Source organism: Afifella sp. JA880 (assembly GCF_025379905.1).
Classification (GTDB): domain Bacteria; phylum Pseudomonadota; class Alphaproteobacteria; order Rhizobiales; family Afifellaceae; genus Afifella; species Afifella aestuarii.
The window spans coordinates 133,535-147,889 of record NZ_JAOANH010000002.1 but is presented as its reverse complement, the minus strand read 5'-3'; the positions used below and the strand labels follow the sequence as shown (position 1 = coordinate 147,889).

At 63.7% G+C, this 14,355-nt stretch carries 14 protein-coding genes and 1 riboswitch; of the genes, 9 read left to right on the top strand and 5 right to left on the bottom strand.

Annotated elements, in window-relative coordinates; genetic code table 11:
- Window positions 1–77: 77 nt before the first annotated feature.
- Both NYQ83_RS08885 and NYQ83_RS08880 read left to right on the top strand, forming a co-directional pair.
- Complete coding sequence (locus NYQ83_RS08885) at window positions 78–2,399, top strand: xanthine dehydrogenase family protein molybdopterin-binding subunit (RefSeq protein ID WP_261214199.1); 2,322 nt, start codon at window positions 78–80, stop codon at window positions 2,397–2,399.
- A gap of 63 nt (window positions 2,400–2,462) precedes the next feature.
- A complete protein-coding gene (locus NYQ83_RS08880) occupies window positions 2,463–3,389 on the top strand; it encodes a DMT family transporter (protein ID WP_246008386.1) in 927 nt (308 codons plus the stop codon).
- A gap of 12 nt (window positions 3,390–3,401) precedes the next feature.
- On the opposite strand, the gene NYQ83_RS08875 is transcribed toward NYQ83_RS08880, so the two are convergent.
- The gene (locus NYQ83_RS08875; protein ID WP_128291626.1) at window positions 3,402–3,638 is read right to left on the bottom strand and encodes an Lrp/AsnC ligand binding domain-containing protein; all 237 of its coding nucleotides are present in this window, start codon (window positions 3,636–3,638) and stop codon (window positions 3,402–3,404) included.
- 98 nt (window positions 3,639–3,736) lie between these two features.
- Window positions 3,737–3,847, top strand: a riboswitch (TPP riboswitch).
- Window positions 3,848–3,902: 55 nt separating this feature from the next.
- On the opposite strand from NYQ83_RS08875, the gene thiM reads away from it, so the two are divergent.
- Genes thiM through NYQ83_RS08855 form a run of 4 tightly spaced genes read left to right on the top strand, consistent with a single transcriptional unit; the run spans window position 3,903 to window position 7,259 of the window.
- Window positions 3,903–4,724 carry a hydroxyethylthiazole kinase gene (gene thiM, locus NYQ83_RS08870; RefSeq protein WP_261214192.1) on the top strand — a complete coding sequence of 274 codons (822 nt, stop codon included), beginning with the start codon at window positions 3,903–3,905 and terminating at the stop codon, window positions 4,722–4,724.
- Entirely contained in the window at window positions 4,721–5,374 is a 654-nt protein-coding gene (gene thiE / locus NYQ83_RS08865) for a thiamine phosphate synthase (protein ID WP_409976984.1), read from the top strand. The genes thiM and thiE overlap by 4 nt, the downstream gene beginning before the upstream one ends.
- On the top strand, window positions 5,371–6,177 hold the full coding sequence (thiD, locus tag NYQ83_RS08860; RefSeq protein WP_261214191.1) for a bifunctional hydroxymethylpyrimidine kinase/phosphomethylpyrimidine kinase: 807 nt from the start codon (window positions 5,371–5,373) through the stop codon (window positions 6,175–6,177). Before thiE ends, thiD begins: the two co-directional genes overlap by 4 nt.
- Window positions 6,174–7,259 (top strand): TRAP transporter substrate-binding protein, encoded by a 1,086-nt coding sequence (locus NYQ83_RS08855; protein ID WP_261214190.1) that lies wholly within the window; start codon window positions 6,174–6,176, stop codon window positions 7,257–7,259. The genes thiD and NYQ83_RS08855 overlap by 4 nt, the downstream gene beginning before the upstream one ends.
- Window positions 7,260–7,266: 7 nt before the next feature.
- On the opposite strand, the gene NYQ83_RS08850 is transcribed toward NYQ83_RS08855, so the two are convergent.
- From NYQ83_RS08850 to NYQ83_RS08840, 3 genes are read right to left on the bottom strand one after another with little or no spacing between them, the layout of a single operon-like run.
- On the bottom strand, window positions 7,267–7,416 hold the full coding sequence (locus NYQ83_RS08850) for a hypothetical protein (RefSeq protein ID WP_164879583.1): 150 nt from the start codon (window positions 7,414–7,416) through the stop codon (window positions 7,267–7,269).
- A gap of 7 nt (window positions 7,417–7,423) precedes the next feature.
- Window positions 7,424–8,626 carry a YeeE/YedE family protein gene (locus NYQ83_RS08845; RefSeq protein WP_261214188.1) on the bottom strand — a complete coding sequence of 401 codons (1,203 nt, stop codon included), beginning with the start codon at window positions 8,624–8,626 and terminating at the stop codon, window positions 7,424–7,426.
- A gap of 40 nt (window positions 8,627–8,666) precedes the next feature.
- Window positions 8,667–9,668, bottom strand: a complete 1,002-nt coding sequence (locus tag NYQ83_RS08840) for a sulfurtransferase (RefSeq protein ID WP_261214186.1) — start codon at window positions 9,666–9,668, stop codon at window positions 8,667–8,669.
- A gap of 495 nt (window positions 9,669–10,163) precedes the next feature.
- Between NYQ83_RS08840 and NYQ83_RS08835 the strand changes: the two genes are divergently transcribed.
- Complete coding sequence (locus NYQ83_RS08835; protein ID WP_261214184.1) at window positions 10,164–11,429, top strand: OmpP1/FadL family transporter; 1,266 nt, start codon at window positions 10,164–10,166, stop codon at window positions 11,427–11,429.
- Window positions 11,430–11,582: 153 nt separating this feature from the next.
- Here the strand turns inward: NYQ83_RS08835 and NYQ83_RS08830 are convergent, their stop codons facing one another.
- Complete coding sequence (locus NYQ83_RS08830; RefSeq protein WP_261214182.1) at window positions 11,583–12,359, bottom strand: SDR family oxidoreductase; 777 nt, start codon at window positions 12,357–12,359, stop codon at window positions 11,583–11,585.
- Window positions 12,360–12,509: 150 nt separating this feature from the next.
- Between NYQ83_RS08830 and NYQ83_RS08825 the strand changes: the two genes are divergently transcribed.
- Both NYQ83_RS08825 and NYQ83_RS08820 read left to right on the top strand, forming a co-directional pair.
- Window positions 12,510–13,310: a UDP-2,3-diacylglucosamine diphosphatase gene (locus NYQ83_RS08825; protein WP_261214180.1), complete on the top strand. Its 801-nt coding sequence runs from the start codon at window positions 12,510–12,512 to the stop codon at window positions 13,308–13,310.
- A gap of 10 nt (window positions 13,311–13,320) precedes the next feature.
- On the top strand, window positions 13,321–14,343 hold the full coding sequence (locus NYQ83_RS08820; RefSeq protein ID WP_261214178.1) for a glycosyltransferase family 4 protein: 1,023 nt from the start codon (window positions 13,321–13,323) through the stop codon (window positions 14,341–14,343).
- Window positions 14,344–14,355: the final 12 nt, after the last annotated feature.

Below are 14,355 nucleotides of genomic sequence, written 5' to 3'. Positions count from 1 at the left end.
GGGCGGTCTTTCGTTCGTCGGCGCAGGCTCCCCGCTTGCGCCTGTCTCTCCTGCTTTCACGACGGATAATTGCGCTAATGACCGATCTGGCACCGCCAAAGTTTGGCATGGGGGCGCGGGTGCGCCGTGTCGAGGATGAGGCTCTCATTCGCGGTGAGGGCCGCTATACGACCGACGTGAAGCCGGCCGGCACGCTGGTCGCCTTTGTCTTGCGTTCGCCGCTTGCGCATGCGCGCTTCGACCCACCGCGCCTTGAGGCGGCGCGAAAGGCAGAGGGCGTGAAGCTCGTGTGGACGGCCGCCGATGTCGCCGACATGGCCGCCATGCCCTGTCTCGGATCGGGGCCGGCCAAGGGCGAAATGCGCAAGGCCGAGGTGCCTATTCTCTGCGAAGGCGTGGTTCGGCATGTGGGGGATGCAGTCGCTTTCGTCGTCGCCGATACAATCGAGAATGCGTGCGCAGCGGCGGAGTTGATCGAGATCGATTACGAACCTCTGCCGGTTGCGGTCGGCACCGATCGGCTGCTCGAGGCTGACACGCCGCTCGTATGGCCGGAGCACGGGACCAACCTCGCCTTCGAGTATGAGGTGGGAGACGCGGCCGCGACGGATGACGCGTTCGCCAAGGCCGACAAGGTCGCCAGACTCAGCCTCGTCAACAACCGCCTCGTCTGCAACTATATCGAGCCACGCGCGATCGTTGCCGAATACGATCCGGAACAAGAACGCTGGACGCTGACGGTTGGCTCACAGGGCGTGCACGGCATGCGCAAGGCGGTCGCCAAAGCGATGCAGGTGGATCCGTCGCGTTTTCGTGTCGTCACTCCGGAGGTGGGCGGCGGCTTCGGCCCCAAAATCTTCGCCTATCGGGAATATCCACTCGCGGCCAAAGCGGCCGCAGTGCTCGGTCAGCCTGTGCGCTGGGTTTGCGATCGCAACGAGCATTTTCAGTCGGATGCGCAAGGCCGCGACAACATCGCGGAGGCGGCGATGGCGCTCGATCAAGACGGCCGCATCCTCGCCATGAAGGTCGATCTCACGGCCAATATGGGCGCCTATCTCTCGCAGTTCGGGCCGTATATTCCTTGGGTCGGGGTCTCGATGACGACTGGGCTTTATGACATCGACATCGCCCATGCGAGCGTCAAAGGCGTCTATTCGAACACCGTACCGGTCGACGCCTATCGTGGTGCCGGGCGCCCCGAAGCGGCGTTCCTGTTGGAGCGGCTGATCGACGAGGCCGCGCGCGTAGTGGGTCTGGCTCCAGACGAAATCCGGCGGCGCAATTTTATCCGGCCGGAGCAACTGCCGTACGGGACCGTCACCGGACGGCTGTATGATACAGGCGAATTCGCCGGGCACCTGGAACGGGCGCTGGAGGTCTCGGACCACGCCGGTTTCGAGACGCGTGCCGCAGAGAGCAAGGCGCGCGGACGGCTCAGAGGCATCGGGATGGCGAGCTATGTCGAGGCTTGCGCTTTTGCCGGCTCCGAACCGGCGAAAATCGTGCTCGAAGACGACGGCCATGTCGCGCTTTTCATCGGCACGCAGGCGACAGGGCAGGGACACCGCACGGCCTATGCCCAGTTCGTGGCCGAGCGCCTCGGCCTCGATCTCGATCAGATCCGGGTGCATCAGGGCGATACCGATGAGCTGGAAACGGGCGGCGGCACGGGCGGCTCACGCTCCATCCCGCTCGGTGGTCCGTCCGTGCGGATCGCATCGGACAATCTTGCGGAAAAGCTCAAGGATCTGGCGGCCGATGCGCTGGAAGCGGCTGCGGGCGATATCGAGCTTTCCGCCGGAGAGGCGCGGATTGTCGGGACCGACCGGGCGATTTCTTTCGCCGATCTCGCGGCCAGAGCGGGCGACCGCGCCGAGGTGACGGCGATCGGAGAGTTCAAGCAGGCGGAAGCGACCTATCCGAACGGCACGCATGTCTGCGAATTGGAGATCGATCCGGAGACGGGCAGCACGCGTATCGAACGCTACACCATCGTCGATGATTTCGGGGTGAGCGTGAATCCGCTGCTGCTCGAGGGCCAGGTGCATGGCGGTGTGGCGCAAAGCATCGGCCAGGTGCTTCTGGAGAACACGGTTTATGACGAAGACGGGCAGCTTCTGACCGCAAGCTTCAGCGATTATGCCATGCCGCGCGCCTGGGACACGGTTTCCTTTCATTTCGAGACGCGCAACGTGCCTTCGACGCACAATGCCCTCGGCATCAAAGGTGCCGGGGAGGCGGGAACGATCGGCGCGACGCCCGCGGTCATGAATGCCGTTGTCGATGCGCTTTATCGAGAGTACGGGATCCGCCATCTCGACCTGCCGGCGACACCGCTGCGGGTATGGAATGCCATTCAAGCCGCAAAGGCGGCGCTCCCCGGACAACGAGGCTAGGGTGACCAAAGACGTAGCGGACTGCCGGCGTAACGCGCGGCAGAGCCGAGGCGGTGGGCAATCGTGACCACAGCGACCCGCGCCATCATTCTCAAGGTCAGCTCGACCATTGCCTTCGCGCTGATGCTTTCCTGCATCAAGCTCGTCGGCGAGCGCGTGCCGACCGGCGAGATCGTGTTCTTTCGCTCCGCCTTTGCGCTCGTTCCGCTCCTCGGCATGCTCGCCTGGCAGAACAAGCTCAAGGAGGCCGTGCGCACCAAAGATCCCTGGAGCCATGCCCGTCGCGGCCTCGTCGGGGTGACCACGATGATGCTGTGGTTCGCCGGCGTCCAGCGCCTGCCTCTGCCCGAATCCATGGCGATCAGCTACGGCGCGCCTTTGATGATCGTCGTGTTGGGCGCCCTGATCCTGCACGAAACGGTGCGCATCTATCGTTCGACCGCCGTTGCCGTCGGTTTCGTCGGCATCATGATCGTGCTGTGGCCGCGCTTCGATCTACTCTCGAGCGGTGAACTCGGCGGGCGGGAATTCGTCGGTTCGCTCTGCGCGCTCGGCTCCATGGTGCTGACGGCGGTGGTCGCGATCCTCATCCGCAAGATGACGGCGACGGAATCGACCTCCGCCATCGTCTTCTATTTTTCCGTCACGTGCACGGTCGTGGCGCTTTTCACCATCCCGTTCGGATGGGTCATGCCCGATACGGAAGAGATGATCCTTCTCATCCTGTGCGGGCTTTTCGGCGGCCTCGGACAGATCACTCTGACGGCCGCCTACCGTTATGCCGAGACGTCGACGATCGCGCCTTTCGAGTATGCCTCGATGATCTGGGGCACGATCGCCGGTTATCTGCTCTTCAATGAAATTCCCGGAATCAACGTCGCCGTGGGCGGAGCGGTCGTCATCGCTGCCGGCATCTTCATCATCTACCGCGAGCATCAATTGGGGCTGGAGCGGCGAAAGATGCGCAAATTGTCGACGCCGCAAGGGTGAGGCGGATGAGCCTCAGAACGCCTTGAAGGTGGGAATCGTTTTGGTGTCCTGGATGCCTTCGATGACGTGCACCTTTTCCTGCACGAAGCGGCCGATGTCGTCGTCTGCGCTCAGATAGAACTTTGCCAGAAGGTCGTAATCGCCTGCTGTGGAATAGATTTCAGACGCGATCTCGGCGTCGGCCAGGGCGGTGGCGACCTGGTAGGCCTGGCCGAGCTGGCATTTGATGAGTACGAAAAACGGGGTCATGGCTGTCTCCTTGGCGCGGAGAAAACCGCAACTGTCCGGTCGCGGCAAGGGCCAAGCGGCCGATGCTTGCAAAGGGGTTCTGAGACCACTAGATCGGAAGACGTCTCAGGGGGTGCCGCTGCAATCTGTAGGCGGCTGAGAGGCGATCCGGCCAACCCCTCGAACCTGATCCGGTTAACACCGGCGGAGGGATGGGATGATGCCGAGAAATCCTCGTCGTTCATTTGCTTCCGCTTCGGGCCGGGTCCGAAGTGGGAGAATTTCATGCCTATGACGATCGACGAGGTCTTTGCGGCGTTGACGGATCTGCGGGCGCGCCAGCCTCTCGTCCAAAACATCACCAACTTCGTTTCGATGAGCGTCTCCGCGAATGCGCTTCTCGCCCTCGGCGCGTCACCCGCGATGGTGCATGCCGAGGAGGAGGTCGGCGATTTCGCCAAGCTTGCGGATGCGCTCGTCGTCAATATCGGCACGTTGTCGCCCGCCTGGCTGCGCGCCATGAAAAAAGCCGCCGAGGCCATGGGGGAGCAGCAGAAGCCCTGGGTGCTCGACCCGGTGGCGACGGGCGCGACGCCATTTCGAAGCGAAGCCGCGAACACACTTCTGTCCCTGCGGCCGACGATCGTGCGCGGCAATGCGAGCGAGATCATGAGCCTCGCAGGCGAGGCCGGGGCACTCGGCAGGGGGGTCGATTCTCTTGCTGCCTCCGATCAGGCCGTTGCGGCGGCGAAGGCGCTGGCACGGACATCGGGAAGTGTCGTTGCCGTGACTGGTGCGACCGATTACGCGACAGATGGCAATGAGGTCGTTTCGGTCACCGGCGGGCATGCGCTCATGCCGCGCTCAACCGCCCTCGGCTGTGCGCTTTCCGCCTGCGTTGCCGCGTTCTCGGCCGTGCGGCCACCGCTCGAAGCGGCAACCGCCGGGCTTGCCGTTTATGCCGCTGCCGGCCGGATCGCCGGTGAGCGATGTGGCAACGGGCCAGGGCATCTGCCCGCCGAGCTTTGTGACGCGCTTTTCCGCATGAACAAGGATCTGCTTGCCGCCCATTGCGGTATCGGCGCCGGAAGCGGGGAGGAGGAATGATGCGTCATCCCTTCGATCTTTCGCTTTATCTCGTCACCGATCCGAGGCTTTGCGGTCCGCGGGATTTTTTCGAGACGGTCGCTGCGGCCGTCAAAGGCGGCGTGACGCTGGTGCAGCTGCGCGACCCCGACGCCGGCACGCGCGAACTCGTTGCCATTGCGCGCAGCCTGAAGGCGCTGTTGGAGCCGATGGGCGTGCCGCTCATAGTCAATGACCGCATCGATGTCGCGCTCGCGGCCGGGGCTGACGGCGTGCATCTCGGCCAGAGCGATATGGACGGCGCCGATGCAAGGCGGCTGATCGGCGAAGAGCGCATCCTCGGCATCTCCGTCGGCAATGCGTCGGAACACGAGGCGTCCCGAGAGGCTCTTTCCGGCGCCGACTATATCGGGGTCGGACCGGTCTGTACGACGGCCACCAAGCCCAATGCCGGTGCGGCGATCGGCCTGGAGGGGCTTGCCACGGTCACGCGGGATGTCGGGCTTCGATCCGTTGCCATCGGGGGCATCGGCGCTGCCAATGCCGCCGCATGCATCGCTGCCGGGGCCGAGGGCGTTGCCGTCGTATCCGCCATCATGGGGGCCGACGATCCACAAGCCGCCGCCCAGGCGCTTCTTGAAGAAATTCGTACAGCGAAGGACACACAATGACGGCCATCGCACTTTCGATTGCAGGCACAGACCCGACCAGCGGCGCCGGCATCCAGGCCGACCTCAAGACTTTTTCAGCTCTCGGTGTCTATGGCGCGACGGTGATCACGGCTCTGGTCGCCCAGAACACATGTGGTGTGAGGGCCATTCACGACGTGCCCGCGGATTTCGTGGCAGCCGAGATGGATGCGGTCTTCTCCGACCTTGCCGTCGGCGCGACCAAAATCGGCATGCTCTCGAAGCCGGAGGTCATCGAAACCGTGGCGGAGGGGCTGACGCGGTGGGAGCCCGGTCCCGTCGTGCTCGATCCGGTGATGGTGGCGGCCTCCGGCGATCCGCTCATTGCCGATGAGGCCGTGACGAGCCTGCGGGAGAGACTTTTCCCGCTTTCCGCCGTGATCACGCCCAATCTGATGGAAGCAGCCCGTCTTCTCGACGAGGAGCCTGCGGACGATTCCGACATCATGCTGCGCCAGGCGCAGGCGCTTGCCGATTTCGGCGCAGGGGCGGTCCTTCTCAAAGGCGGGCATGGCAATGGCGACGAAGCCGCGGACCTGTTGTGGTTCGAAGGCGAGGCCCATTGGTTCAGCGCGCCGCGCATCGATACCAAGAATACACACGGTACCGGCTGCACGCTGTCCTCGGCGATTGCGGCGGGGCTTGCCAACGGGCTCGGCCTGCCGGAAGCGGTCGACGCCGCCAAGGCCTATGTCCACAACGCCATCGTCAATGCGGACCTTTTGGAGGTCGGCAAGGGGCATGGACCGGTTCACCATTTCTACCGGCAATGGAGGAATGGATGAGCTCCGGCCACAGCCTCAGCCGGCGCGGCCTTCTCACCGGAGGGGCGGCGGTCGCAGGCGCCGGTGCGCTTGCCCGACCGGCAGTCGCCCAAAGCCGCATCGAATGGTCGATGGTCACGTCGTGGCCGAAGAACCTGCCGGGTCCCGGCGTTTCGGCGGAACGGATCGCACGTGATATCGAGATCGCGTCCGGCGGACGCATGGTCGTGCAGGTGCATGCGGCGGGCGAGATTGTTCCGGCTCTTGCCGTGTTCGATGCGGTGTCGGAAGGGACCGCCGAGATGGCGCATACCGCCTCTCTGTTCTGGGCCGGCAAGGCGAAGGTCGCTCCCGTCTTCACCGCGGCGCCTTTCGGCCTGACCCCTCTGGAGCACATCACCTGGATCGACCATGGCGGTGGTCAGGAGCTGTGGGACGAGCTTTACCGGCCGTTCGGGGTGAAGCCGTTCATGGCCGGAAACACCGGCTTTCAGATGGGCGGCTGGTATCGCGGCGAGATCAACTCGCTCGACGATTTCAAAGGCCTCAAAATTCGCATGCCGGGCCTCGGTGGTGAGGTCGCGCGCCGGCTCGGGGCAACGCCCGTGTCGCTGCCAGCATCGGAGATTTTGCCGGCGCTCCAGTCGGGGACGATCGACGCGACGGAGTTTTTGGGGCCGTGGTCCGATCTTGCCATGGGATTCTGGCAGGTTGCGAAGAACTATTACTGGCCGGGCTTTCACGAGCCGAACGGAACCGGCGAGGGCCTCGTCTCGATCTCCGCGCGGGAGAAGCTGCCGGACGATCTCAAGGCGATCGTGCGGCATGTCCTTGCGGTGGAGAACATTCGCGGTCTCGGTGAGGCCGAATGGGAAAATGCTCGGGCTCTGGAACAGCTCACGCAGGAAAAGGGCGTGATGCTCAGACGGTTTCCCGACGATTTCCTGGCTGCGGCGCGCCAGGCGTCAGACGAGGTCTTCGACGAGCTTGCAGACGCCGGCGGCGTGCAGGCGGAGATCGTTGAAAGCTACCGCTCGGCGCGGGCACGGATGCAGCCCTGGTCGGAAGTGAGCGAGGCGGCGCTTCTCGCCGCCCGCCGTTGATCAAGTTTTATCGCGTCGACGGGCAGGGCGCGCCGCAAGGGGCGCAGGCGACGACGTCGCTCGTTCCCGTCTGATGCAGAGGCGGTGACAGGAGATGGTCGGCAAGAACGAGCAGGAGCCCGAGCGTCACGAAGCCGAAAAGAAGATAACGCGCCATCACCGCCTCAATTCGCCAGACCGAAGGCAGGCCGCAGCCGAATGCCGATCAGAGTGCCGAGAAAAGCCGAGGCGAACCAGATCCACCCGTGCAGGGAACCCGAGGCGATGCCGCCGAGGAAGGCCCCGATGTTGCAGCCGAAGCCGAGGCGGGCGCCGTAGCCCATCAAAAGGCCGCCGATGACGGCGGCAAGCGCGGATTTCGCACTCGGTAGAGGCGCCTTGGCGAAAGATCCCGCAAGTGCGGCGGCCGCCATTGCGCCCAGCACCAGGCCAATATTCATCACCGAGGTGACGTCTGCGAGAAGCGAGGTGTGCAGCGCCTGATCGCCTTTCGGCCATTGCCAGAACTCGTACGCCGACATGTCGATGCCGATCGCCTGTGCCGCCTTCGCGCCCCACAGAGCGAAACCATAGGTGATCGTCCAGGGATGGCCGGCGATGAGGAGCGTCAGGAGGTTGAGCACGACGAGTGCGCCACCGGCCCACAGAAGCGGCCAGGGTCCGCGCCAGAAATGCCCGGGCTTTTTGGCCGGGGCCATGAAGTTCGCCCGCTTTTCCATGGCGAAGGTGAGGGCGCCGACGAGCGCAAGGCCGATGAAGATCGCGATCAGCGCACCCGGCACGGTCAGGAACTCGGCGAGGTTGACCGGATCGAAGCCCGGCTGGTCGAGCCACCAGGGGAGCTGAACGGAACCGACGACCGAGCCGATAATGAACGCGACGAGCGTGATCAGCATCCGCCCCGAGCCGCCGCCGAGGGTGAAGAGCGTGCCAGACCCGCATCCATTGGCGAGCTGCATGCCGAGGCCGAAGAGGAACGAGCCGACAATGAGCGAAGTGCCGACCGGCGCGATTGCACCCTGGACGGTCAAGTCGGGCACCATCCCGTTGATCAACGGGATGAAAAAGAGTGCCGTGAAGGCGATGACCCAGAGCTGAGCTCGGAGCCCACGCCCATCGCTTTTCGTGACGCAATTTCGCCATCCGGCGGTGAACCCGAAGGCGCCGTGAAGGAGCGCCGCGCCAAGCCCGGCTCCGATCAAAAACAGCGAGGCCATCTTTGGCGAGACCTCGTAGCCGATGATCAGCGTGCCGAGGAGAAGGGCGGCCGCCGCGAAGGCGAGGGCGGAGCGGTCGATCGCGGCGACGATTTCGGCAGCGGATGCGGGAGCACCGCTCCCCCGCGCCGTTTCAGCTGAGACGGACATTCAATCTCTCAAGTTATGACAGGGACAGGAAACGGCAGGCTTAGCCGTTGCCGTTCCACCAGGCCTTGATGTCGTCGAGGCGGCTGCGCTCGCTCTCGACCGGATTGTCGGGATTTTCCGTCCAACCCACCATGGAATCGTCGTAGAGCGTCACGTTCTTGTGGCCGAGAACTTCCGACAGCACGAACCAGTTCATCGAGGCCCAGTGCCCGGTGTTGCAGTAGCTCACCACCTCGGCCTTCGACTGCGCCGCAGCCTCTGGCAGCAGCGATGTTGCGACCGTCTGCGGCACGAGCTTTCCCGTCGCCGGATCGAAGAAGACCGACTGGTCGAGATTGACGGCGCCCGGAAGATGACCGAAGCGCTTCGCGGCCGGATGCTTTTCCTTGCCCTTGAACTGTTCGGCCGGACGTCCATCGAGGAGGACGGTGGAGCCGTCATCGAGATGCGAACGGACGTCATCGCTCGAGACGAGCAGTTGCGGCCGCAGTTGCGCCTTGAAGTCGGCTGCAGCGATTTCCGGCGTATCCGTCGCAAGCGTCGTGCTCGGATCGGCATTCCAGGCGCGGTAGCCGCCATTCAAAATGGCGAGGTGATCGAGGCCCGCGAGCTTGAGCGTCCAATAGATGCGCGTCGCGCCGCCGAATTCGCTGGAGCTCGACGCGGCCGGGACAATGACGATGGTCTCGTCGCCGGAAATCCCCAGGCTGCCGATATGTTTCTCAAGAGCTGAAAGCTCCGGAAGCTGACCGGGAACGCCGTCACGCGTCGCGCGCCAGCCTCCCGGATAGGGTGCGTGGACGGCGCCCGGAATGTGGCCTTCCGCATAGGGATCGGATCCGTCCGCCTCGCCCCTCGTATCGAGAACGACGAGATCTGGCTGGTCGAGATTGGTCTTGAGCCAGTCGACGTCCACGAGAGGCCCGGGAACGTCGGTGGCGTGGGCGTGGCCGACAAAGCTGAAGCATGCTGCGGCCGTGAGAATGATGGCGGCTGCCAGTTCCACGGGAACCAGCCGGCCGAAAAGACGATGATGGGTCATGCGACCTCCGAAATGTGACGTGGCGCCGACCCGGGGGGAAGAGTGGCGCCACCAGCGTCATCCGTGATGACGAAAACTGAGAACGGTTCTCAATGTAGGGCGGAGACAGGCTGCTCCCAAAGCATGCCGATGCGCCTTGCGGCGACAGAGCGCATCTCTGTCCTGCCGAGTGGACGATCGGGAGAATGTTATTCGCTCGCGTCTGGCGAGGCATTCCGGGCGGCGCTTTGCCGGCACACTTCTGGCTTTTCGGAGCCCGGCTGTATGTGTGGGAAGTTTCCGGCCGCGATCTAGAGATCTGTGGAGCTCAAGGCGGAGATATCCAAGAAATACTGTTTCACTACACTTCCGCAACGGCAATCGTGGCGGTTTTGTCACAGTCGCTTACCGAAGACGCGGAGCACGTCCGGTGTCGGCGTTCCGCGATTGCTTGTCCTAAAGACGCATGGCTTAGTGCTGCCACATGTGAGCCAAACGAATCGGGGGAGGGAGCGAATGCACAAACTGAAGAGGCATCTCGGCCATAGCGTGGCCGCCGCCGCACTCATCGCTGTGACAACGAGCAGCATGGCGCATGCAGGCGCATTCGCGCTGCGCGAGCAGAGTGCTTATGGTCAGGGTATGGCCTTTGCCGGCATGGCAGCGGGCGGCAGCCTGTCGTCGATGTTCTGGAACCCGGCGACACTGAGCGCCGTCATGGGCTTCCAGAGTGAGAGCGTGATTTCCTATATCGCGCCGCGCTCGGATGTCGATATTCTCTCGCCCTTCCCGCAGAACGAAGGGGATATCGCCGAGAACGCGCCCGTGCCCGCTTCTTATTACGGCTACCGGGTGAACGACAACATCATCCTCGGCCTCGGCATCAATGCGCCGTTCGGGCTTGCGACGAAATACGATTACAATTCGCTCGTGCGCACCAGCGGTATTGCGGGAACGACGGAAGTCTTCACGATGGCGGCCAACCCGGTCGTCGCCTATCAGTTCAATGATTACCTCACCATCGCCGTTGGCGCGGTCGTGGAATACGCCAATGTTCGCCTGACCGGCCAAACGCTTCCGGTATTCGGTGTCTCGGCCCTCGACGATGCGGACGACGTCGGGTTCGGCATGACCGCCGGTATTCAGTTGAAGCCGATGGACGGCACGGAAATCGGTATTGGTTATCGCTCCCGCATCGACCACGATCTCGAAGGCCCGCTCGTGACCCAGATCGGGCGGTTTGATGTCGAGGCAGACGGCTTCGACCTGCCCGACAAAGTGAGTGTGGGTCTGCGTCAGCGCATCATGGATGGTTTCCGTCTGACGGCCGGCATCGAATGGGCGAACTGGAGCCGTTTTGAAACTGTGACGCTGAGTGGCGCGCCGGCACCTGTCCCGCTGGGCTTCGAGTATGAAGACAGCTGGTATTTCGCTCTCGGTGGCGAATACGACGTCAATCCGGACCTCACGGTGCGTGCCGGTGTGGCGCGTGAATTGTCGCCGAACGACAATGCCAACCGCTCCTTCCGCCTGCCGGACAACGATCGCTGGTGGTTCTCCGCTGGTGCGAGCTATCAGGCGACCGAGCGTTTCTCCTTCGACGTCGGCTATTCCTACATCACGGCCGATGACACCGATCTCATTCCGGCGGCTGCCGGAGGCCCGCTCTCCAACGGTCCTTTTGACGGCACCTCGGATGGCTCCGTGCACATCCTGTCCGCCGCTTTGAAGATGAAGTTCGGCGGCTCGCGTGTGGAAGAGCCGATCGTCGCCAAATACTGAGACTTCGTCGAAGTCCTGGAATTCGGAAGGGGCCGGGTGACCGGCCCCTTTTTTGTGGCTGCTGCTTTCGTGGTGGCGGCCGTTCAAAGCGGGGCCCTTGCCGACTATCCCTTCCTCCCCGAAACCGCCTTGAGGCAGGCCGTGTGGTCGCGCTCAAAAAGCGACCGGGAGGAGGCCTCCGTCGACTCGGAAATTCTGTCCCGTGATGTAGCCGGCATGCGCTGAGCAGAGGAAGGCTGCGAGCTCGCCGAATTCTTCCGGCGTTCCGAAGCGCCCGGCGGGGATTGCGGCGGCCTCGCGCTTTGCTGCCTCGTCCTCGCTGATCCCGGTCTTTTCGGCCTGCCAGGAGATCCCCGCACGTAGGCGGTCCGTGTCCATCTTGCCGGGCAGGATGTTGTTGATGGTGACGTTGTGGGGCACGAATTCGCGGCACACCCCGGCGAGGAAGGCCGTCAGGCCGGCCCGCGCGCCGGAGGAAAGGTCGAGCCCCGGGATCGGCATCAGCACCGACAGGGAGGTGATGTTGACGATCCGCCCGAAACCGCGGTCGACCATGCCATCGGCGACGGCCTGAATGAGTTCGATCGGTGTCACCATGTTCTGAGTGACGCCCTCCAACATGTCCTCACGCGTCAGCTCGCGGAAGCCGCGGCGGGGCGGGCCGCCATTGTTGTTGATCAAAATATCGACCGTCTTTGCCGCGGCAAGGACGCTCTCTTGTCCCTCACGGCTGCCGATATCGGCGGCGACCGCGGTGACGTCGGCGCCCAGACGGCGGAGATCGCTTGCCGTTGTCTCCAGGCTCTCCGCGTTGCGGCCATTGATGACGAGCCGGCAGCCGGCTTTGGCGAGCGCTTCCGCACACCCTTTCCCCAGCCCGCGGCTTGAGGCGCATATGACGGCAGTCCGTCCTTCGATGCCGAGATCCATGGCGTTCTCCTATGTTTGTTGACGTTTTCTAGGGGAGGCGGCTTTTCATTCCAGCGCGGGACGCCCTGCCGCAGCTTTGCGTCGGCCGATGTCACACAACTGATACCTGAATCGGGTTTTTCATGCTTGAAAGACATGGGAAGCACGGCGATGGCTCCGCCAAATCATTTCCGGACATTGTTTCTGTCGGACATTCATCTCGGCACGCGCGGGTGCCAGGCCGAGCTGTTGTTGGAGTTTCTGAAGGTGCATGACGCCGAGACGATTTATCTCGTCGGAGATATCGTCGATGGCTGGCGCCTGCGCCGGGGCTGGTACTGGCCTCAGTACCACAACGACGTGGTGCAGAAGCTTCTGCGCAAGGGCCGCAAGGGCGCCAAGCTCGTCTATATCCCGGGCAACCACGACGAATTCTTGCGCGGCTATCTCGGCAGCCATTTCGGTGGCATCGAAGTGTGTGACAGCGTCATCCACGAGACGGCCGACGGACGCCGCTTCCTGATCATCCACGGGGACCAGTTCGACGTCGTCGTGCGTCATGCCAGATGGCTCGCCTTCCTGGGCGACTGGGCCTATGTTACGGCTCTCGGCGTCAACACCTACGTCAATCAGCTGCGGCGCGCTCTCGGCTTTTCTTACTGGTCGCTGTCGGCCTGGGCGAAGCTAAAGGTCAAGAACGCCGTGAACTTCATTGGTGCGTTTGAAGAAGCGCTCTCGGCGGAGGCGCAGCGCCAGGGCGCCGACGGGGTCGTGTGCGGGCATATCCACCATGCGGCCATTCGCGACGACAGCAATGGCATCAAATACGTCAATTGCGGTGACTGGGTCGAAAGCTGCACCGCGGTGGCCGAGCATCACGACGGGCGGATGGAGATCATCCGCTGGTCGGAGATCATGCGGGCCGCCCCCATGAGTGAGCCGCATCACGCTCCGACACCGGTTGCTGCCTGAGCATGACCCGATGAGGCTCGTCATTGTCACCGACGCCTGGTTCCCCCAGGTCAACGGGGTTGTGCGCTCGCTCAAGCGGGTCGTCGATATTCTGACCGAGGGCGGCGACGAGGTCACGGTGATCGCGCCGGAGCGCTTTTCCACGTTGCCGATGCCGACCTATCCGGACATCCGCCTTTCCGTGACGACGAAGACGCGTATCGGCCGCATGATCGAGGCGGCGCGCCCCGATTGCATTCACATCGCGACCGAGGGTCCGCTCGGTTTTCTGGCGCGGCGCCATTGCCTGAAGACGGGGCAGCGCTTCACCACGAGCTACCACACTAAGTTTCCCGAATATGTGCGTGCGCGGGCGCCGGTGCCGCTTGGGGCGCTCTACGGCATGATGCGCTGGTTCCACAACGCCGCCGCCGGCTGCATGGTCGCGACGCCTTCTCTGGAGGCCGAGCTCACGGAACGCGGCTTCCGCAATCTGATGCGCTGGTCGCGCGGGGTCGATTCCCATCTCTTCCATCCGCGTGCCGGGGCCGACCTCGGATTGCCGCGCCCGGTATTCTTGAATGTCGGCCGTGTCGCCGTGGAAAAGAACCTCGCGGCGTTCACGTCGCTCGACCTGCCCGGTTCCAAGGTCGTTGTCGGCGACGGGCCGGCCCTTGCCGATCTGAAAGCGCGTCATCCGGATGTGCATTTCCTTGGAGCCATGGAAGGCGAGGAGCTTGCCCATGCCTACGCGGCTGCGGATGTTTTCGTCTTTCCGAGCCTGACGGACACGTTTGGCAACGTTCTCCTGGAGGCGCTCGCGTCCGGCCTGCCGGTTGCCGCATTCCCCGTCACGGGCCCGAGCGATGTGATCGTGGAACCCGAGATCGGGGTTTTGAGCGAGGATCTGCGGGCTGCGGCGCTTCAGTGCCTCGATCTTTCGGGAGAGGCGGCGCGGGCCTATGCGACGCGCTTTAGCTGGGATGCGAGCGTGCAGGAATTTCGCGAGAATCTCGTCAAGGCACAGGGACCGGACTGCCAGCTCGCCGCATGACGTCGTAGAATA

What these genes read in the sequence shown, in the direction of transcription:
- NYQ83_RS08885 (WP_261214199.1), top strand. Translation starts at nt 78, where the DNA reads ATGACCGATCTGGCACCGCCAAAGTTTGGCATGGGGGCGCGGGTGCGC.
- NYQ83_RS08875 (WP_128291626.1), bottom strand. Translation starts at nt 3,638, where the DNA reads ATGACCCCGTTTTTCGTACTCATCAAATGCCAGCTCGGCCAGGCCTAC.
- thiM (WP_261214192.1), top strand. Translation starts at nt 3,903, where the DNA reads ATGCCTATGACGATCGACGAGGTCTTTGCGGCGTTGACGGATCTGCGG.
- thiE (WP_409976984.1), top strand. Translation starts at nt 4,721, where the DNA reads ATGATGCGTCATCCCTTCGATCTTTCGCTTTATCTCGTCACCGATCCG.
- thiD (WP_261214191.1), top strand. Translation starts at nt 5,371, where the DNA reads ATGACGGCCATCGCACTTTCGATTGCAGGCACAGACCCGACCAGCGGC.
- NYQ83_RS08855 (WP_261214190.1), top strand. Translation starts at nt 6,174, where the DNA reads ATGAGCTCCGGCCACAGCCTCAGCCGGCGCGGCCTTCTCACCGGAGGG.
- NYQ83_RS08850 (WP_164879583.1), bottom strand. Translation starts at nt 7,416, where the DNA reads ATGGCGCGTTATCTTCTTTTCGGCTTCGTGACGCTCGGGCTCCTGCTC.
- NYQ83_RS08845 (WP_261214188.1), bottom strand. Translation starts at nt 8,626, where the DNA reads ATGTCCGTCTCAGCTGAAACGGCGCGGGGGAGCGGTGCTCCCGCATCC.
- NYQ83_RS08840 (WP_261214186.1), bottom strand. Translation starts at nt 9,668, where the DNA reads ATGACCCATCATCGTCTTTTCGGCCGGCTGGTTCCCGTGGAACTGGCA.
- NYQ83_RS08835 (WP_261214184.1), top strand. Translation starts at nt 10,164, where the DNA reads ATGCACAAACTGAAGAGGCATCTCGGCCATAGCGTGGCCGCCGCCGCA.
- NYQ83_RS08830 (WP_261214182.1), bottom strand. Translation starts at nt 12,359, where the DNA reads ATGGATCTCGGCATCGAAGGACGGACTGCCGTCATATGCGCCTCAAGC.
- NYQ83_RS08825 (WP_261214180.1), top strand. Translation starts at nt 12,510, where the DNA reads ATGGCTCCGCCAAATCATTTCCGGACATTGTTTCTGTCGGACATTCAT.
- NYQ83_RS08820 (WP_261214178.1), top strand. Translation starts at nt 13,321, where the DNA reads ATGAGGCTCGTCATTGTCACCGACGCCTGGTTCCCCCAGGTCAACGGG.